Source organism: Pseudorhodoplanes sp. (genome assembly GCF_050250235.1).
Lineage (GTDB): Bacteria > Pseudomonadota > Alphaproteobacteria > Rhizobiales > Xanthobacteraceae > Pseudorhodoplanes.
In genome coordinates this window covers 51738-65135 of sequence record NZ_JBFWPA010000030.1, presented here as the reverse complement: position 1 = coordinate 65135, position 13398 = coordinate 51738, and the positions used below count along the sequence as shown (strand labels likewise).

The 13398-nt window shown below is 65.0% G+C and carries 17 protein-coding genes; 9 read left to right on the top strand and 8 right to left on the bottom strand.

Annotation, left to right across the window (positions count from 1 at the left end; all coding sequences use genetic code 11):
* The 5 genes from AB7F49_RS15475 to AB7F49_RS15455 all read right to left on the bottom strand — a co-directional run.
* On the bottom strand, positions 1 to 463 hold a 463-nt coding region (locus AB7F49_RS15475; RefSeq protein WP_428523833.1), incomplete at its 3' end, for a DUF899 domain-containing protein.
* A gap of 70 nt (positions 464 to 533) precedes the next feature.
* Positions 534 to 920 (bottom strand): VOC family protein, encoded by a 387-nt coding sequence (locus tag AB7F49_RS15470; protein WP_428523831.1) that lies wholly within the window; start codon positions 918 to 920, stop codon positions 534 to 536.
* Positions 921 to 942: 22 nt separating this feature from the next.
* Complete coding sequence (locus AB7F49_RS15465; protein WP_428523830.1) at positions 943 to 1572, bottom strand: glutathione S-transferase family protein; 630 nt, start codon at positions 1570 to 1572, stop codon at positions 943 to 945.
* Between the two features lie 18 nt (positions 1573 to 1590).
* The gene (locus AB7F49_RS15460) at positions 1591 to 2040 is read right to left on the bottom strand and encodes an SRPBCC family protein (protein WP_428523828.1); all 450 of its coding nucleotides are present in this window, start codon (positions 2038 to 2040) and stop codon (positions 1591 to 1593) included.
* Positions 1926 to 2369, bottom strand: coding sequence for an ArsR/SmtB family transcription factor (locus AB7F49_RS15455; protein ID WP_428523826.1), 444 nt, complete (start codon positions 2367 to 2369; stop codon positions 1926 to 1928). The genes AB7F49_RS15460 and AB7F49_RS15455 overlap by 115 nt, the downstream gene beginning before the upstream one ends.
* 153 nt (positions 2370 to 2522) lie before the next feature.
* On the opposite strand from AB7F49_RS15455, the gene AB7F49_RS15450 reads away from it, so the two are divergent.
* The gene (locus tag AB7F49_RS15450; protein WP_428523825.1) at positions 2523 to 2948 is read left to right on the top strand and encodes a hypothetical protein; all 426 of its coding nucleotides are present in this window, start codon (positions 2523 to 2525) and stop codon (positions 2946 to 2948) included.
* 7 nt (positions 2949 to 2955) lie between these two features.
* Positions 2956 to 3150, top strand: coding sequence for a hypothetical protein (locus tag AB7F49_RS15445; RefSeq protein WP_428523823.1), 195 nt, complete (start codon positions 2956 to 2958; stop codon positions 3148 to 3150).
* Here AB7F49_RS15445 and tlpA read toward each other — a convergent pair.
* Positions 3142 to 3807 (bottom strand): thiol:disulfide interchange protein TlpA, encoded by a 666-nt coding sequence (gene tlpA / locus AB7F49_RS15440; RefSeq protein WP_428523821.1) that lies wholly within the window; start codon positions 3805 to 3807, stop codon positions 3142 to 3144. The two genes, AB7F49_RS15445 and tlpA, sit on opposite strands and share 9 nt — an antisense overlap.
* Positions 3808 to 3834: 27 nt before the next feature.
* On the opposite strand from tlpA, the gene argH reads away from it, so the two are divergent.
* From argH to AB7F49_RS15420, 4 genes are all read left to right on the top strand, one after another.
* Positions 3835 to 5226: an argininosuccinate lyase gene (gene argH / locus AB7F49_RS15435; protein ID WP_428523819.1), complete on the top strand. Its 1392-nt coding sequence runs from the start codon at positions 3835 to 3837 to the stop codon at positions 5224 to 5226.
* Between the two features lie 106 nt (positions 5227 to 5332).
* Entirely contained in the window at positions 5333 to 5587 is a 255-nt protein-coding gene (gene lptM, locus AB7F49_RS15430; protein WP_428523817.1) for an LPS translocon maturation chaperone LptM, read from the top strand.
* Between the two features lie 8 nt (positions 5588 to 5595).
* Positions 5596 to 6858, top strand: a complete 1263-nt coding sequence (gene lysA, locus AB7F49_RS15425; RefSeq protein WP_428523815.1) for a diaminopimelate decarboxylase — start codon at positions 5596 to 5598, stop codon at positions 6856 to 6858.
* Between the two features lie 123 nt (positions 6859 to 6981).
* Positions 6982 to 9558: a TIGR02302 family protein gene (locus AB7F49_RS15420; RefSeq protein ID WP_428523813.1), complete on the top strand. Its 2577-nt coding sequence runs from the start codon at positions 6982 to 6984 to the stop codon at positions 9556 to 9558.
* Positions 9559 to 9600: 42 nt separating this feature from the next.
* On the opposite strand, the gene AB7F49_RS15415 is transcribed toward AB7F49_RS15420, so the two are convergent.
* Both AB7F49_RS15415 and AB7F49_RS15410 read right to left on the bottom strand, forming a co-directional pair.
* Entirely contained in the window at positions 9601 to 9978 is a 378-nt protein-coding gene (locus AB7F49_RS15415; RefSeq protein WP_428523811.1) for a response regulator, read from the bottom strand.
* 7 nt (positions 9979 to 9985) lie between these two features.
* On the bottom strand, positions 9986 to 10861 hold the full coding sequence (locus AB7F49_RS15410) for an MJ0042-type zinc finger domain-containing protein (protein ID WP_428523809.1): 876 nt from the start codon (positions 10859 to 10861) through the stop codon (positions 9986 to 9988).
* 174 nt (positions 10862 to 11035) lie between these two features.
* On the opposite strand from AB7F49_RS15410, the gene ftsE reads away from it, so the two are divergent.
* The 3 genes from ftsE to AB7F49_RS15395 all read left to right on the top strand — a co-directional run bounded on the left by ftsE (position 11036) and on the right by AB7F49_RS15395 (position 13384).
* Positions 11036 to 11695 (top strand): cell division ATP-binding protein FtsE, encoded by a 660-nt coding sequence (gene ftsE / locus AB7F49_RS15405; RefSeq protein ID WP_428523807.1) that lies wholly within the window; start codon positions 11036 to 11038, stop codon positions 11693 to 11695.
* Between the two features lie 83 nt (positions 11696 to 11778).
* On the top strand, positions 11779 to 12669 hold the full coding sequence (locus AB7F49_RS15400; protein ID WP_428523805.1) for a cell division protein FtsX: 891 nt from the start codon (positions 11779 to 11781) through the stop codon (positions 12667 to 12669).
* Between the two features lie 61 nt (positions 12670 to 12730).
* Complete coding sequence (locus tag AB7F49_RS15395) at positions 12731 to 13384, top strand: YdcF family protein (protein WP_428523803.1); 654 nt, start codon at positions 12731 to 12733, stop codon at positions 13382 to 13384.
* The last annotated feature ends 14 nt before the right edge of the window (positions 13385 to 13398 follow it).

The following is a 13398-nucleotide window of genomic DNA, read 5'->3' as shown; positions in this document are numbered from 1 at the left end:
TGAAGGAGACATTGAAGTCGTAATTGAAGTCCGATCCGAACGACGAGACCCAGTCGAAAGTCCAGCCCATTCGCTTCCTGACGGATTCGATCTCGTCGAGCGAAGCGCGCGCGACCGACACGAATTTCACGTCATGGTGCTCGATATGCATCAGTGCCCCGGCGACATGGTCGACCTCGAAGGAGCAGCCGACGCAGGGGTCCTTCTGGCCGGGCGCCAGCATGAAATGCTTGACGATCAGCTGGCTGCGGCCGTCGAACAGATCGGACAATGTCTTCCGGCCTTGCGGCGTATCGAACGCATACTCCTTTTCGACCCGAACCCAGGGCAGCGCGCGCCGCTTTTCGTTAAGCGTGTCGCGGAGCCGGGTCATCTGCTTCTCCTCGGCGAGCAGCGCCTTGCGCTCCTCCAGCCAGGCCTCGCGAGAGACGACCCGGTGATCGGTCATGCTCGATTGGGACATCGTGGCCTCCTGTTCGCGCAGGATAAGATGTTGCCAGCGGTCTGCGGCGGCTGGAGGTGCTGGCGGGGCCTCACATGCCGGCCGGTGTCATCCAGCCGATGCCGGCGCCGCCCGGCTCGCGCAGGATGGCGATTCGGCCGACATCGGGCACATCGAAGATAGGGCGCATCAGTTGCGCGCCAGCCGTCACCGCCTTCGCGACCCGTGCATCGACATCGTCCACCGCGAGATAGGGCATCCAGCCTTCCGGCACCCCGTCGAAGTCCGGCGAGGCAAGCTCGAACAATCCGGCCACCGGCTGATCGTCCATGAAGGCGCACCAATAGGTGCGGCCGCCTTCATGGGCCATCGGCACGGCCTCGCAGCGCCAGCCGATGGTGTCCTGGTAGAATTGCTTTGCGCGCGCGGCGTCGCGCGTCATCAATTCGTTCCAGTGAAACGTGCCGTGTGCGGACATGGTGTCACTCCGATGCGTCGTGTCAGGCTGCGCGCGCATGCACGGCCGGATACGGATCGCGCCAGGCGGGCAGGTCTTCGAGCTGCTCTTTCCAGCGCGCGACATGTTTGAAGCCATCAAGCGGCAGACGGATCGTCTCGGCATAGGGCAGTGTCACCGATACGGCGAAATCGGCGACGGTCAGATGATCGCCGAGCAGGAATGTGCGGCCGGCGAGATGGTCGTCCAGCACCTTGGTGAATTGCTTCGCAAATCCGATGCTTTCTTCGGCCGCCTTGTCGTCGGGCGCGCCGATATTGAACTTCGGCTTGATCACATACTGGAAATAGAGATTTCCGGCGTGCTTGGTAAAATGTTCCGAGTTCCAGCTCAGCCACTTCAGCACTTCAATCTGCTTTTCCGGATCGGTCGGCCACAGGTCGGACTTCGCCTTGCGGGCGAGGTGGCACATGATGGCATTGGATTCCCAGATGCTGATCTCGCCGTCTTCCAGCGCCGGCACCTTGCCGTTCGGATTGACCGCGAGATAGGCGGGAGTCTTGTGCTCGCCCTTGGCAAGGTCGATGCGCACGAAATCGACGGGAGATTCGAGATGCTTGGCGACCGCGCAGGCCTTCCGTGGATTGATGGTCTCGAAATAATACAGCTTCATGATTGCGTCTCCCGTTGTTCAGGCGAACAGCTTTTCCAGCTTGTCGAGCGACCCGGTCCAGCCGCGGCGGTGGCCGTCGCGGGCGGCTTCGTCGAAGAACTTTTCGTGCAGCAGCGTGAGGATCGAGCCGTCGCCGTCACGCTTGATGGTGATCGTAACGAGCGACTCGCGCTCCTTCATGGTGTGCCAGGCCCAGGTGAAAACGAGTTTCTCGTTCGGCACCACCTCGCGATAGACACCGCCCACCTCGTGATGTTCGCCATTTTCAGTGCTGAAGGCGATGGTGTAGCGGCCGCCGACACGCAGATCGATCTCGGCCTTGCTCACCGGCCCGGCATCCGGCCCGAACCATTTCACGATTTTTTCGGGGTCGGTCCACGCGGCGTAGACCTTTTCCGCCGGCGCATTGAGACGACGTTCGAGGGTGAGGCTTGGCTTGGCGACGGCGTCGGCGCGGGCGACGGACATGAGTCTTTCTCCACAAAGGCGGCAAGGCGATCGAGCTGTTTCGACCAGAACTGTGCGTACCGGGTCAGCCACAGCATGGCGTCCTCCATGGGCGCGGCTGTCAGCTCGCACGACACGACACGCCCTTTCTTCTCGCGGCGGATCAGCCTGGCTTCGGCCAGCACGTCCAGATGCTTCATGATGGCGGGCAGCGAGACCGGGAACGGCTTCGCGAGCTCGCTCACGGACAGGGCGTCCTGCTCGGCGAGCCGCGCCAGAATCGCGCGGCGGGTCGGGTCGGACAAGGCCGAAAAGGTGGTATCCAGGCCGTCTGGTCGATAGTAAACCATGTGGTTAAGTATAAGTGGCCGAGCTCGTCCGTCAAGCCGGAAATGGATCGGTGCACAGAATTATCAACGACGCTGCTGCGGCGGGAGGTCGCGTTAACGCCGCGTTAGGTCATTCGTAACGGCCCTCCCGCATGATCATCGGCGGAGCGCAGCATGGCCGGCTACAGCATCAGAAAGATGAACTGGGTGCGGAACCCCTCGGCGTACGAGAGCATGGTCTCGTGGCGCGAGAAGCGAAAAAACTTTCAGGAGAAATACGAAGCGAATCTGGCGAATGTCGTTTCCGCGCTGCAGACCGCATGGGTCGACGCCGGCTACAATATCGGTCAGATCGCTGCGAACCGCGCGATCAAGCGGATTCAGGAAGAGGCCAAGGCCAAACAGGAAAAGCTGCAGGCGCAGCTGGCCGCTGAAAACACAAGACCGTACCAGCCGACCTATTCGAAGATCACCGAGAGTGGCTCCGTCGAACTCGCCGGAGGCACGAAGGTTGATCTGAACAGCAATACGCTCACCATGTCGAACGGCACGGTCATCGATCTCACGACCGGGCTGAAGAAGGTCGACGTGACGGTGTGAGGCCGCAATGGACGTGACCGGCATCGCTGCCGCTTTCGCTGGCGCGCAGACCGCGCGCCTTCAGATGGCGGCTGCCGCGAAGATGATGCGGATGGACGCGCAGGCGCAGGGCGCCGTGGTTCAGGTTCTGGAAGCCGCGCAGGCGAACATGAAGGCGCTGGTCGCGGCCGGAATCGGCGGCAATCTTGATATGTCAGTTTGATGGCTTGCCGAGTGCCGCCTGAATGAATGTGATGGCGTCGCCGCTTGCCCATTCGGCGGGGCCGGCCAGCGTTGCGACCTCGCAGCCGTTCCGGTCGATCAGGATCGTGGTCGGCATGCCGAAAGCGCGGCCCTTTTCCTTCAGTTCCTGAAAGATTTTGGCGCTGTTGTCGGCGTAATAGGCAAGCGATGCGATCCCGGTATCGGTCAGCCAGGTCTTTGCTTTTTCCGGATTGCGGGTGTCGATGTTGACCGCCACCACCTCGAAATCGGCGCCGCCGAGCTTTTTCTGCAATTCGTCAAGCGCCGGCATTTCCTTCTTGCAGGGCGCGCACCACGTGGCCCACAGGTTGAGCAGCACGGTCCTGCCTTTCCAGTCGGCCAGCGTGCGCTCCTTGCCGTCGCCGTCACGGAAGGCGATCGCGGAGAGCGGGATCGGGCTCTTGGCCGGGGCGAGCGCCGCAACCTCCCCGCGGGCCAGCGGCCGCAATGTCTGTGCGAGTTGTGCGGCCGGCCGGCAGGCCTCCGGCACGTCCGATTTGCGCACCAGTGTTCCGATCCCGTATATCCCCGCCAGCGCCACGACGACGCCCGCGAGCCCGCCCAGAAGCATGACCAGCAGCCGCTTTTTTGCGAAGGAACGGGTATCGGACGGCATGGATCAGAGCACTCTCAGGTCACGGTCATGAGCAACAAGATGTGGGGCGGACGCTTCTCGTCGAGCCCCGATGCGATCATGGAGGCGATCAACGCCTCGATCGACGTCGACCGGCACCTGTATCGCCAGGACATCGCCGCGAGCAAGGCCCATGCGGCAATGTTGGCCGAGCAAGGCATCATTGCGGCGGACGACGCAAGCAGGATTGCCGGCGGGCTGGACACGATTTTGTCAGAAATCGAGCAGGGAAGATTCACGTTCCAGCGCGCGCTGGAAGACGTTCACATGAATGTCGAGTCGCGCCTCGCCGAGCTGATCGGCCCGGCCGCCGGGCGCCTGCATACCGCGCGCTCGCGTAACGATCAGGTCGCGACCGACTTCCGGCTGTGGATGCGCGATACCATCGATCAGCTCAACGCGGAGATGATCGATTACCAGACGGCGCTCGCGGCCAAGGCGCTCGAACATGCTGACACCGTGATGCCGGGATTGACGCATCTGCAGACCGCGCAGCCGGTGACCTTCGGTCACCACCTGCTGGCTTTTGTCGAAATGGCGGAGCGCGATCGCGGCCGCTTCGCCGACGCGCGAAAGCGACTGAACGAATGTCCGCTCGGCTCGGCGGCACTGGCGGGAACATCGTTTCCGCTCGACCGCGACATGACCGCGAAGGCGCTCGGCTTCGATCGACCGACCGCGAATTCGCTCGATGCGGTTTCGGACCGCGATTTCGTGATGGAGACCCTCGCCGCAGCAACGATCGCGGCGGTGCATCTGTCGCGGCTCGCCGAAGAGATCGTGATCTGGACGTCGCCGCTCACCGGTCTGATGCGGCTGTCGGACAAGTTCACCACCGGCTCCTCGATAATGCCGCAGAAGCGCAATCCGGACGCGGCCGAACTCGTGCGCGCCAAGGCCGCGCGGATTGCCGCCGCGTTTCAGGCCATCGTTATCGTGATGAAGGGGCTGCCGCTCGCCTACCAGAAGGACATGCAGGAGGACAAGGAGGGTGCGATGGACGCGCTTGCCGCGCTCTCGCTGTGCATCGCGGCCATGGCCGGCATGGTGCGCGACATCGAGCCGGACGTCGCGCGCATGAAGAAAGCCGCGGGCGAGGGCTACGCCACCGCGACCGATCTCGCCGACTGGCTGGTGCGAACGCTGAACATCCCGTTCCGGCAGGCGCATCACATCACCGGAACCATCGTCGCGGAAGCGTCAAGAGCCGGCCTGCCGCTGCACCGGGTGCCGCTTGCCGACATGCAGAAGGTCGAGGCCGGGATCACCGAGGACGTGTTCAAGGTGCTGTCGGTCGACCGTTCGGTGCAGAGCCGGACCAGCTATGGCGGCACCGCGCCGAAGAATGTGCGGCTTCAGGCCAAGCGCTGGCTGAAGCGGCTTGGGAAAGCCGCGGACTGAGGTTTTTGGGCCGCAGCGCAAGAATTTCGATGCGAATGCCGATCAATCAGGGATTTCGCCATGTTCGGCGGGTCTGATATGGTTCGCGCCGTTCGGGGGAGCCCCAGTGATCCGTGAATTGCCTGCCTTATCGTGCCGCCTCGCGGCTGTGGCCCTGCTGGCCGCGGCCCTGGGCCTGTCCGGCTGCGGCCGCAAGGGAGCGCTCGACGCTCCGCCCGGCGGGCTTGCCGCCAATCCGACCGGCTCGCTCGACGAAGAGACTTCCGAAGGCGGCGAGGTGATCCGCCGCGGTACGTCGCGCGGGCTGCCCATCATCCGCGGTCCGGACCGGCGCATTCCGCTCGACATCCTTCTGGACTGAATTCCGCCATGCATCATTTTGCCTATCGCAACGGCGGGCTTCACGCCGAGGCGGTAGACCTTGCCGCGATCGCCGACGCGGTCGGCACGCCGTTTTACTGCTATTCGACCGCGACGCTGGAGCGGCATTACCGGGTCTTTGCCGATGCGTTCGCCGATGTGCCGTCCCTTGTGTGTTACGCGGTCAAGGCGAACTCCAACCAGAGCGTGATCGCAACCCTGGCGCGGCTGGGGGCCGGCGCGGATGTGGTGTCCGGCGGCGAACTGAAGCGCGTTCTGGCTGCCGGCGTCGCGCCTCGGAAGATCATGTTTTCGGGCATCGGCAAGACCGCTTCCGAACTCGCCGCGGCGGTCGACAACGGCATCCTGTGTGTGAATGTCGAATCGGAACCCGAACTGGAATTGCTGGCTCAGGTCGCCTCCGGGAAGGGACGCAGCGTCGACATCTCGATCCGCGTCAATCCCGATGTCGACGCCAGAACCCATGCGAAAATCGCCACCGGAAAGTCCGAGAACAAGTTCGGGATTCCGATCAGCCGCGCCCGCGAGGTCTATCGTCGCGCCGCAGGCCTACCGGGCCTGCATGTCGCGGGCGTCGACATGCATATCGGCAGCCAGATCACGGAATTGTCGCCCTTCGCGGATGCCTTCGCGCTGCTGTCGGATTTCGTGCAGGAATTGCGCGCCGACGGCCACACGATCACCCACGTCGATCTCGGCGGCGGTCTCGGCATTCCCTATCGAGAGGGCGACGAAACGCCTCCCGATCCCGCAGCCTATGCGAAGGTGGTGAAGCAGGCGACGCGGGGGCTCGGCTGCAAGCTGATCTTCGAGCCCGGCCGGCTGATCGTCGGCAATGCCGGCATCCTCGTCACGCGCGTGCTCTACGTGAAGCGTGGCGAAGCCAAGACCTTCGTGATCGTCGATGCCGCCATGAACGATCTGATCCGTCCGACGCTTTACGAGGCGCATCACGACATCATTCCGGTCCGGCCGGTGCCGGGCACGCCATGGATCCGCGCCGACGTGGTCGGGCCGGTCTGCGAAACCGGCGATTATCTTGCGGTCAACCGCGACCTGCCGGAGCCAAAGGCGGGCGACCTGCTGGCGGTCATGACCGCGGGCGCCTATGGCGCGGTGCAGGCCGGAACCTACAACACGCGCCCCCTGATCCCCGAGGTCCTGGTCAACGGCGACGCCTGGTCGCTGGTGCGCCCCCGCCTCGAAGCCGACGCATTGATCGCGCTGGATCAGCTGCCGCCTTGGCTCTGAAGGTCCGCGGCGCGAGCCATGCGAAAACATGGCCTGCTCCTTGCTTCGCAGTTCCGGGTTTCGTGACTATGTGGGCTGGAAAGGCGTGTTAAGCTTTCATGATCGCAGATTCCCGAAGGGACGATGCCTTTGACCGATCAGCCGATGCAGGGCTCTGAGAATACGACGGTTTCTCCGCAGCGTGAGGTCGACCGGCTGCTGGCGCGGGGCGTCGCAAGGGCCCGCTGGTCGATCCTGTGGGAGCGCGTCTGGCCGCCGCTTGCGGCGTGTCTCACTGTCGCCGGCCTGTTTTTCGCTCTGTCCTGGCTCGGGCTGTGGATATGGCTGCCGCCGCTGGCGCGCGCGGCCGGCGTGGTCCTGTTTGCCCTGCTGGCGCTGGCCGCGCTTTCTCCTCTGGCCATGGTCCGCATGCCGGGTGTGGCCGACGGGCTGGCGAGGCTGGATCGGCGGAGCGGGTTGCCGCACCGTCCGGCGGTCGCGCTGACCGACCGGCTGGCGACGAATGACAGCGATGCGATGACGCAGGCCTTGTGGCGCGCGCACATGGAACGCGCGCTCGCCGCCGCGCGGCGGCTGAAGGCCGGCTGGCCGATGCCGCAACTCTCGGCCCGAGATCCGGTCGCAATTCGTGCGCTGGTGCTCATCCTGTGCGTGGCGACGTTCTTCATTGCGGGTGGCGACCGCGAGCGCCGGGTCGCAGCGGCCTTCAACTGGCAAGGCGTGGTGACGCCTGCGAATTACCGCATCGATGCGTGGGTCGCGCCGCCGCCCTATACGCAGCGGCCGCCGGTCATCCTTCCAGGCTTGCGTCCCGGAGAGGCCGCGCGCGCCACGGCGCCGGTCACCGTGCCTGCCGGCTCGACGCTGGTCATCCGCGCCAGCGGCGCGACCGGGCTGGATGTCGCCCTGCGCGGCGGCATCAAGGTGGACGAGCGCACCGACAAGACCGATCCAGCCGCCCAGCCATCCGCTGCCGGCACCGAAGAGCACCGCTTCGTGATTTCCGAACGCGGCGAAGTGACCCTGCGCGGCATCGGCAATCCCGTGACCTGGACTTTTGTCGCGGTCCCGGATCGCGCGCCGACCGTTGCCCTGACCAAGGATCCGGAACCGCAGGCGCGCGGTTCCCTGATGCTGAATTACAAGGTCGAGGACGATTACGGCGTCTCGGAAGCGCGCGCAATCTTTGCCCTGAAGCCCCAGCTCCTTGACGAATTTGGCGCCAGGGCCGGCGGCTTCACCACGCCGCGGCCGCTGTTCGAAGCGCCCGACATGCCCTTGTTGTTGCCGCAGGCGCGCACCCGCAACGGCGTCGGACAGACGCTGCGAGACCTGTCGAGCCATCCCTGGGCCGGCGCCGATGTGGTGCTCACGCTGCGCGCCCTCGACGAGGGCGGCAACGAAGGACTTTCCGAGCCGTTCGAGATGCGGCTGCCCGAGCGGCTGTTCACCAAGCCGATGGCGCGCGCCCTGATCGAGCAGCGCCGCAATCTGGCGCTCGACGCGGAAATGAAGCCGAGGGTCCTGACCGCGCTCGATGCGCTGGCGATGGCGCCGGAAGTCTTCAGGATCGAGGCATCGGTCTATCTCGGCCTGCGTTCGATCTACTGGCAATTGAACCGCGCGAAATCCGACGACTCCCTGCGGGAGGTGGTGGCGCGGTTGTGGGACATGGCGACGCGGATCGAGGACGGCAACATTTCGGATGCCGAGGCCGCTCTGCGGGCCGCGCAGGAAGCTCTGCGACAGGCGCTGGAACGCGGCGCCAGCGAGGAGGAGATCAAGAAGCTGACCGACGAGCTGCGCGCCGCGCTCGACAAGTTCCTGCAGGCGCTGGCCGAGGAGATGCGCAAGAATCCGCAGATCGCGCGCCAGATGGATCCGAACGCACGCAATCTGCGCTCGCAGGACCTCAAGAGCATGATCGATCGCCTCGAGCAGCTGGCGCGTTCGGGTGCGAAGGACGCGGCGCAGCGTCTGCTGCAGGAATTGCAGCAGATGCTCGAGAATCTGCAGATGGCACGGCCAGGCCAGCAGGGCGACCAGGACCCGGACGACATGATGTCGGCGCTGGATGAGCTCGGCAACATGATCCGCGAGCAGCAGCAATTGCGCGACCGGACCTTCCGCCAGGGCCAGGATCAGCGCCGCGAGCGCCAGCGCGGCGGTCAGCAGAATGAACAGGGCATGGGCGAATTGCGCCAGAACCAGCAGGCATTGCGCGAGCAATTGCAAAAGCTGCTGGAGCAGCTGCGTCAGCGCGGTCTGGGCCAGCAGGGCGATCAGGGCCAGGACGGCATGGATCAGCTCGGCAAGGCCGGCGAGGCCATGGGCGAGGCCGAGGGCCAGCTCGGCGACGGCAATTCCGATGGCGCAGTCGGCTCGCAGGGCCGTGCGCTGGAAGCCTTGCGGCGTGGTGCCCAGGGCATGGCGCAGGCGATGCAGCAGCAGCCCGGCATGGGTCCGGGACCGGGCCAGCCCGGGCGCCAGCAGGGCCGTGCGCAGCAGGAAACCGATCCGCTCGGCCGCCCGATGCGCCAGGGCCGCGACTATAGCGACGACGCAACCGTCAAGGTACCGGGCGAGATCGATGTGCAGCGGGCACGCCGCATTCTCGACGAACTCCGCCGGCGCTTCTCCGATCCGGCGCGACCGCAGCTCGAACTCGACTATATCGAGCGCCTGCTGAAAGATTTTTGACGGCTGCCGCCGTGCCGGTGGCGCTGATTGCCGCCGCCGCGCTCAATGCATCTGCGGCATCGCCAGCGCATCGCGCACCGCGCCGCAAATGGTGACGAGCGTGAACGGCTTAGCGATCACGTCGCGGATCAGAAGCTCCAGGCCACAGGCGCGTTCGCGCTGATCGGCGTAGCCGGTCATCAGCAGAATCGGCAGCGCCGGAAAATCGCGGCTTGCCGCGAGCGCGAGTGCAATTCCATCCATGACCGGCATCTTGATATCGGTCAGCAGCAGATCGAAGCGCCCGCCGTCGCGCATCAGCGCATCGAGTGCGGCGGCGCCGTCGCAATTGGCGACCACCTCGTGCCCGTCATGCTTCAGCGCCCGCGCGACCAGTTCGCGCAGGGATTCTTCGTCTTCCGCAAGCAGAATTCGCGCCATGATCGCCTCACATGAATCCGGCCTGTGCGTCGCGCCGGTTGAAGAAACGGACGGATATGCCGCTGGCCTCGGACGGAGGCGACGCAAGCCGCGAGCGAAACGGCATGGTCTCGCCGGGCGGCAGCAAGGTGCGTGCAGGCCGTGTGGTCCAGGCGTAGATTTCCTTGCCGGCGCCATCGACGACCGCAAAGCGCAGACGCGGCACCTCGGCATGCCGCGCGGTGGTGCCGACGATTTCGCCCTCGACGACCAGCATCGGCACGCCGTCCTGCATGTCGCGCATGGTCTTGATATTCTCGAAGGCCAGGCCCCGGAGGTTCACCGGCAATCCGATTCCGGCATACAGGGAGGCGGTCTGCGGCAGAGAGCGCACGACCTGCTGGCGCGCCGCCACCAGGCAGGCGAGCATGAGGATGAGGGCGCAGATCGAGGCGGGCAGGGCGTGGCGCGACAGGGCAGGCCTGCGTGTCGCCGGCCGTCTCCTGGCCCGCAAGGCCGCGACGCGTTCGACCGGCCTTGGCGGCCCCATCGGCGCCCTCTCGGCCGGCATTTCCTCGATCGCGCGGTTTTGCGAATGCCCGGGCACCGGTTCCACCGGCAGGTCCGTCTCGGGGTGGAGAACGATTTCCGGCGAATCGGCGAAGTCATCGGCCGGCTGGCTTCCGGTCCCGATCTCGATCACGTCGTCCAGCGGCGGTCGAATTGCCGTTGGGTCAATTGCGGGAGGATGGGGAGCCTCGCCCATTGTCGGGGCGACCGGCTGGTGCGGCTGTTCGAACCACACGGTGTGACAATTGACGCAGCGCACCTCGCGCCCGGTGTCGCCCAGGTGGTCCGCCGTCACACGATAGGATGTTGCGCAATTGGGGCAAACGATAAGCATTGCTGATTCGCGCCGGCCTGTTCCTCGGCCGAACGCTAGCAGCGGTTCGTTAACGGATTGGAAACCATACCGGACTGTGCTTCCCATGTCCCTGTCATCCCGGGGTCGCGCCGGCCGGCGCCCCGGAATGACCGCAAAGAAATCACCGATTGGCGGGACAGACCGGAGCGCCGCGTGGTCCGATTCGAGAATGTCGGTTTGCGATACGGAATGGGTCAGGAAATCCTGCGCGACCTGACCTTCCGGATCGAGCCGAACTCGTTCCAGTTCCTGACCGGCCCCTCGGGCGCCGGCAAGACATCGCTGCTGAAGCTCCTGTTTCTCTCACTCAAACCCACGCGCGGCCTCATCACATTGTTTGGCCAGGACACCTCGACGCTCGACAATGACAGTCTCGCGGCTTTGCGCCGACGCATCGGCATCGTGTTCCAGGATTTCCGCCTGCTCGACCACATGACCACCTACGAGAACGTGGCGCTGCCGTTCCGGATCATGGGCCGGCAGGAAAATACCTATCGCTACGAGGTCATCGAGCTGCTGCAATGGGTCGGCCTCGGCGATCGCATGTGGGCGCTCCCGCCGGTCCTGTCGGGCGGCGAGAAGCAGCGCGCGGCGATCGCCCGCGCGGTGATCGCGCGCCCGCATCTCCTGCTCGCCGACGAGCCGACCGGCAATGTCGATCCGAGCCTCGGCAAGCGGCTCCTGCACCTGTTCCAGGAGTTGAACAAGTCCGGCACCTCGATCGTGATCGCAACCCACGATATCGCACTGATGGACCAGTTTGACGCGCGCCGGCTTGTGCTTCATGGCGGACGCCTGCATCTCTACGATTGAGGCGGGACATGGCGCGCGCGAGCAAGAGAGCAGAACCGACGGCACGGGAAACGCGGGCGACGCCCGAGGCGCCGCTGCCAAGAATGGAATCGCCGCTCGTACCGCATCAGTCGATCGGCGGGCGCGCGCTGGTTGCGGTGGTGGCGATCATGACGTTCCTCGCGTCGCTGACAACGGGGGCAGTCATGCTGGTGCGCATGAATGCCGCCGACTGGCAGGCCGAAATCCTGCGGGAAGTGACGATCCAGATCAGGCCGGTCGAGGGGGGCAATCTCGACAACGCGGTGAAGGAGGCGGCCGATCTTGCACGAGGATTCACCGGGGTGTCGGACGTCCGTCCCTATTCACGAGAGGAATCCGCAAAACTGCTGGAGCCCTGGTTCGGCAGCGGCCTCAAGCTTGACGAACTTCCCGTTCCGCGCGTCATCGTTGTCAAGCTCGCCTCCGGTGCGGATGTCGATGTGGCGGCGCTGCGCAAAGCGCTTTCCGACAAGGTGCCGGCCGCGTCGGTCGACGACCACCGCGGCTGGATCGGCCGCATGCGCGCGATCGCCGATTTCGTGATGCTCGTCGGGATTGCCGTGCTCGGGCTCGTGATCGCGGTGACGATCCTGTGCGTCAATTTTGCAACCCGCGGGGCGATGGCCGCCAACCGCCCGGTGATCGAAGTACTTCACTTTGTAGGAGCCCAGGACCGGTTCATTGCCGGGCAGTTTCAGCGGCACTTTCTTTGGCTTGGGCTGAAAGGAGGTGTTCTTGGCGGGCTTGCCGCGATCCTGCTGTTCGCGCTCATTGCGCCGGTGGAAGCGATGATCCGGGGCAACGCCGGAGCCGAGCAATTCGCCGCGCTGTTCGGTTCGATCACGATGGGGTTGACCGGATATCTGGTCATTCTCGCACAGATCGTGGTGATTGCCGCGGTCGCGTCCGAGGCCTCGCGGCGGACGGTGAACCAGACCATCGCCTCGATCTGAGCACCGCAGAACCATCATTCCGCGGCCCCATTTGACGTTATTCTGGTAAAGGTTGAGACCGATGCCGTCAGCCGAATCACATCAGCCGTTGCGCGCGCACAAGCGGGCCCGCCCGGGCCCGCTGCGGCTTTTGGGCTGGCTGTTCGGGATCGCGGTGCTGGCCGGTGCGGTCTTCTGCGCAGGGTTCGTCTGGTTCGTGGCTCGCCTGCCCTCTGCCGAGATGGTCTTCACCGAGAAGGCCGACGGGATCGTCGTGCTCACCGGCGGCGCTTCGCGGATCGAGGATGCGATCGACCTCCTCGCACGACGCCGCGGCCAGCGCCTGCTCATTTCCGGCGTGAACCCCATGACCAGCGAGCGCGAAATCGCGCGGCTTCGCCCGGAGCACGAGAAGATCATTGCCTGCTGCGTCGACCTCGACCGTACCGCCATCAACACCATCACCAACGCCACCGAGACGCGCCGCTGGGTAAAGGACCGCGGTTTCAAGTCGCTGATCGTCGTAACCTCGAGCTATCACATGCCGCGCGCGATGGCGGAACTGTCGCATCAGCTTCCGGAAACCCAGCTGATCGAGTTTCCCGTGATCAGCGAGCAGCTGAAGGCGGGCTGGGCGCACGGCCCGACCCTGCGGCTTCTGTTCACCGAGTATGTGAAATATGTGGCCGCGGTGGCGCGCATCCAGGTGCCGCTTTTCGACCGGTTTTTTGCGTGATCCATTCGGACTGA

Excerpts from the sequence above, each read along its gene's own strand:
- AB7F49_RS15470 (WP_428523831.1), bottom strand. The coding sequence starts at position 920 with ATGTCCGCACACGGCACGTTTCACTGGAACGAATTGATGACGCGCGAC.
- AB7F49_RS15465 (WP_428523830.1), bottom strand. The coding sequence starts at position 1,572 with ATGAAGCTGTATTATTTCGAGACCATCAATCCACGGAAGGCCTGCGCG.
- AB7F49_RS15460 (WP_428523828.1), bottom strand. The coding sequence starts at position 2,040 with ATGTCCGTCGCCCGCGCCGACGCCGTCGCCAAGCCAAGCCTCACCCTC.
- AB7F49_RS15455 (WP_428523826.1), bottom strand. The coding sequence starts at position 2,369 with ATGGTTTACTATCGACCAGACGGCCTGGATACCACCTTTTCGGCCTTG.
- AB7F49_RS15450 (WP_428523825.1), top strand. The coding sequence starts at position 2,523 with ATGGCCGGCTACAGCATCAGAAAGATGAACTGGGTGCGGAACCCCTCG.
- AB7F49_RS15445 (WP_428523823.1), top strand. The coding sequence starts at position 2,956 with ATGGACGTGACCGGCATCGCTGCCGCTTTCGCTGGCGCGCAGACCGCG.
- tlpA (WP_428523821.1), bottom strand. The coding sequence starts at position 3,807 with ATGCCGTCCGATACCCGTTCCTTCGCAAAAAAGCGGCTGCTGGTCATG.
- argH (WP_428523819.1), top strand. The coding sequence starts at position 3,835 with ATGAGCAACAAGATGTGGGGCGGACGCTTCTCGTCGAGCCCCGATGCG.
- lysA (WP_428523815.1), top strand. The coding sequence starts at position 5,596 with ATGCATCATTTTGCCTATCGCAACGGCGGGCTTCACGCCGAGGCGGTA.
- AB7F49_RS15420 (WP_428523813.1), top strand. The coding sequence starts at position 6,982 with ATGCCTTTGACCGATCAGCCGATGCAGGGCTCTGAGAATACGACGGTT.
- AB7F49_RS15415 (WP_428523811.1), bottom strand. The coding sequence starts at position 9,978 with ATGGCGCGAATTCTGCTTGCGGAAGACGAAGAATCCCTGCGCGAACTG.
- AB7F49_RS15410 (WP_428523809.1), bottom strand. The coding sequence starts at position 10,861 with ATGCTTATCGTTTGCCCCAATTGCGCAACATCCTATCGTGTGACGGCG.
- AB7F49_RS15400 (WP_428523805.1), top strand. The coding sequence starts at position 11,779 with ATGGAATCGCCGCTCGTACCGCATCAGTCGATCGGCGGGCGCGCGCTG.
- AB7F49_RS15395 (WP_428523803.1), top strand. The coding sequence starts at position 12,731 with ATGCCGTCAGCCGAATCACATCAGCCGTTGCGCGCGCACAAGCGGGCC.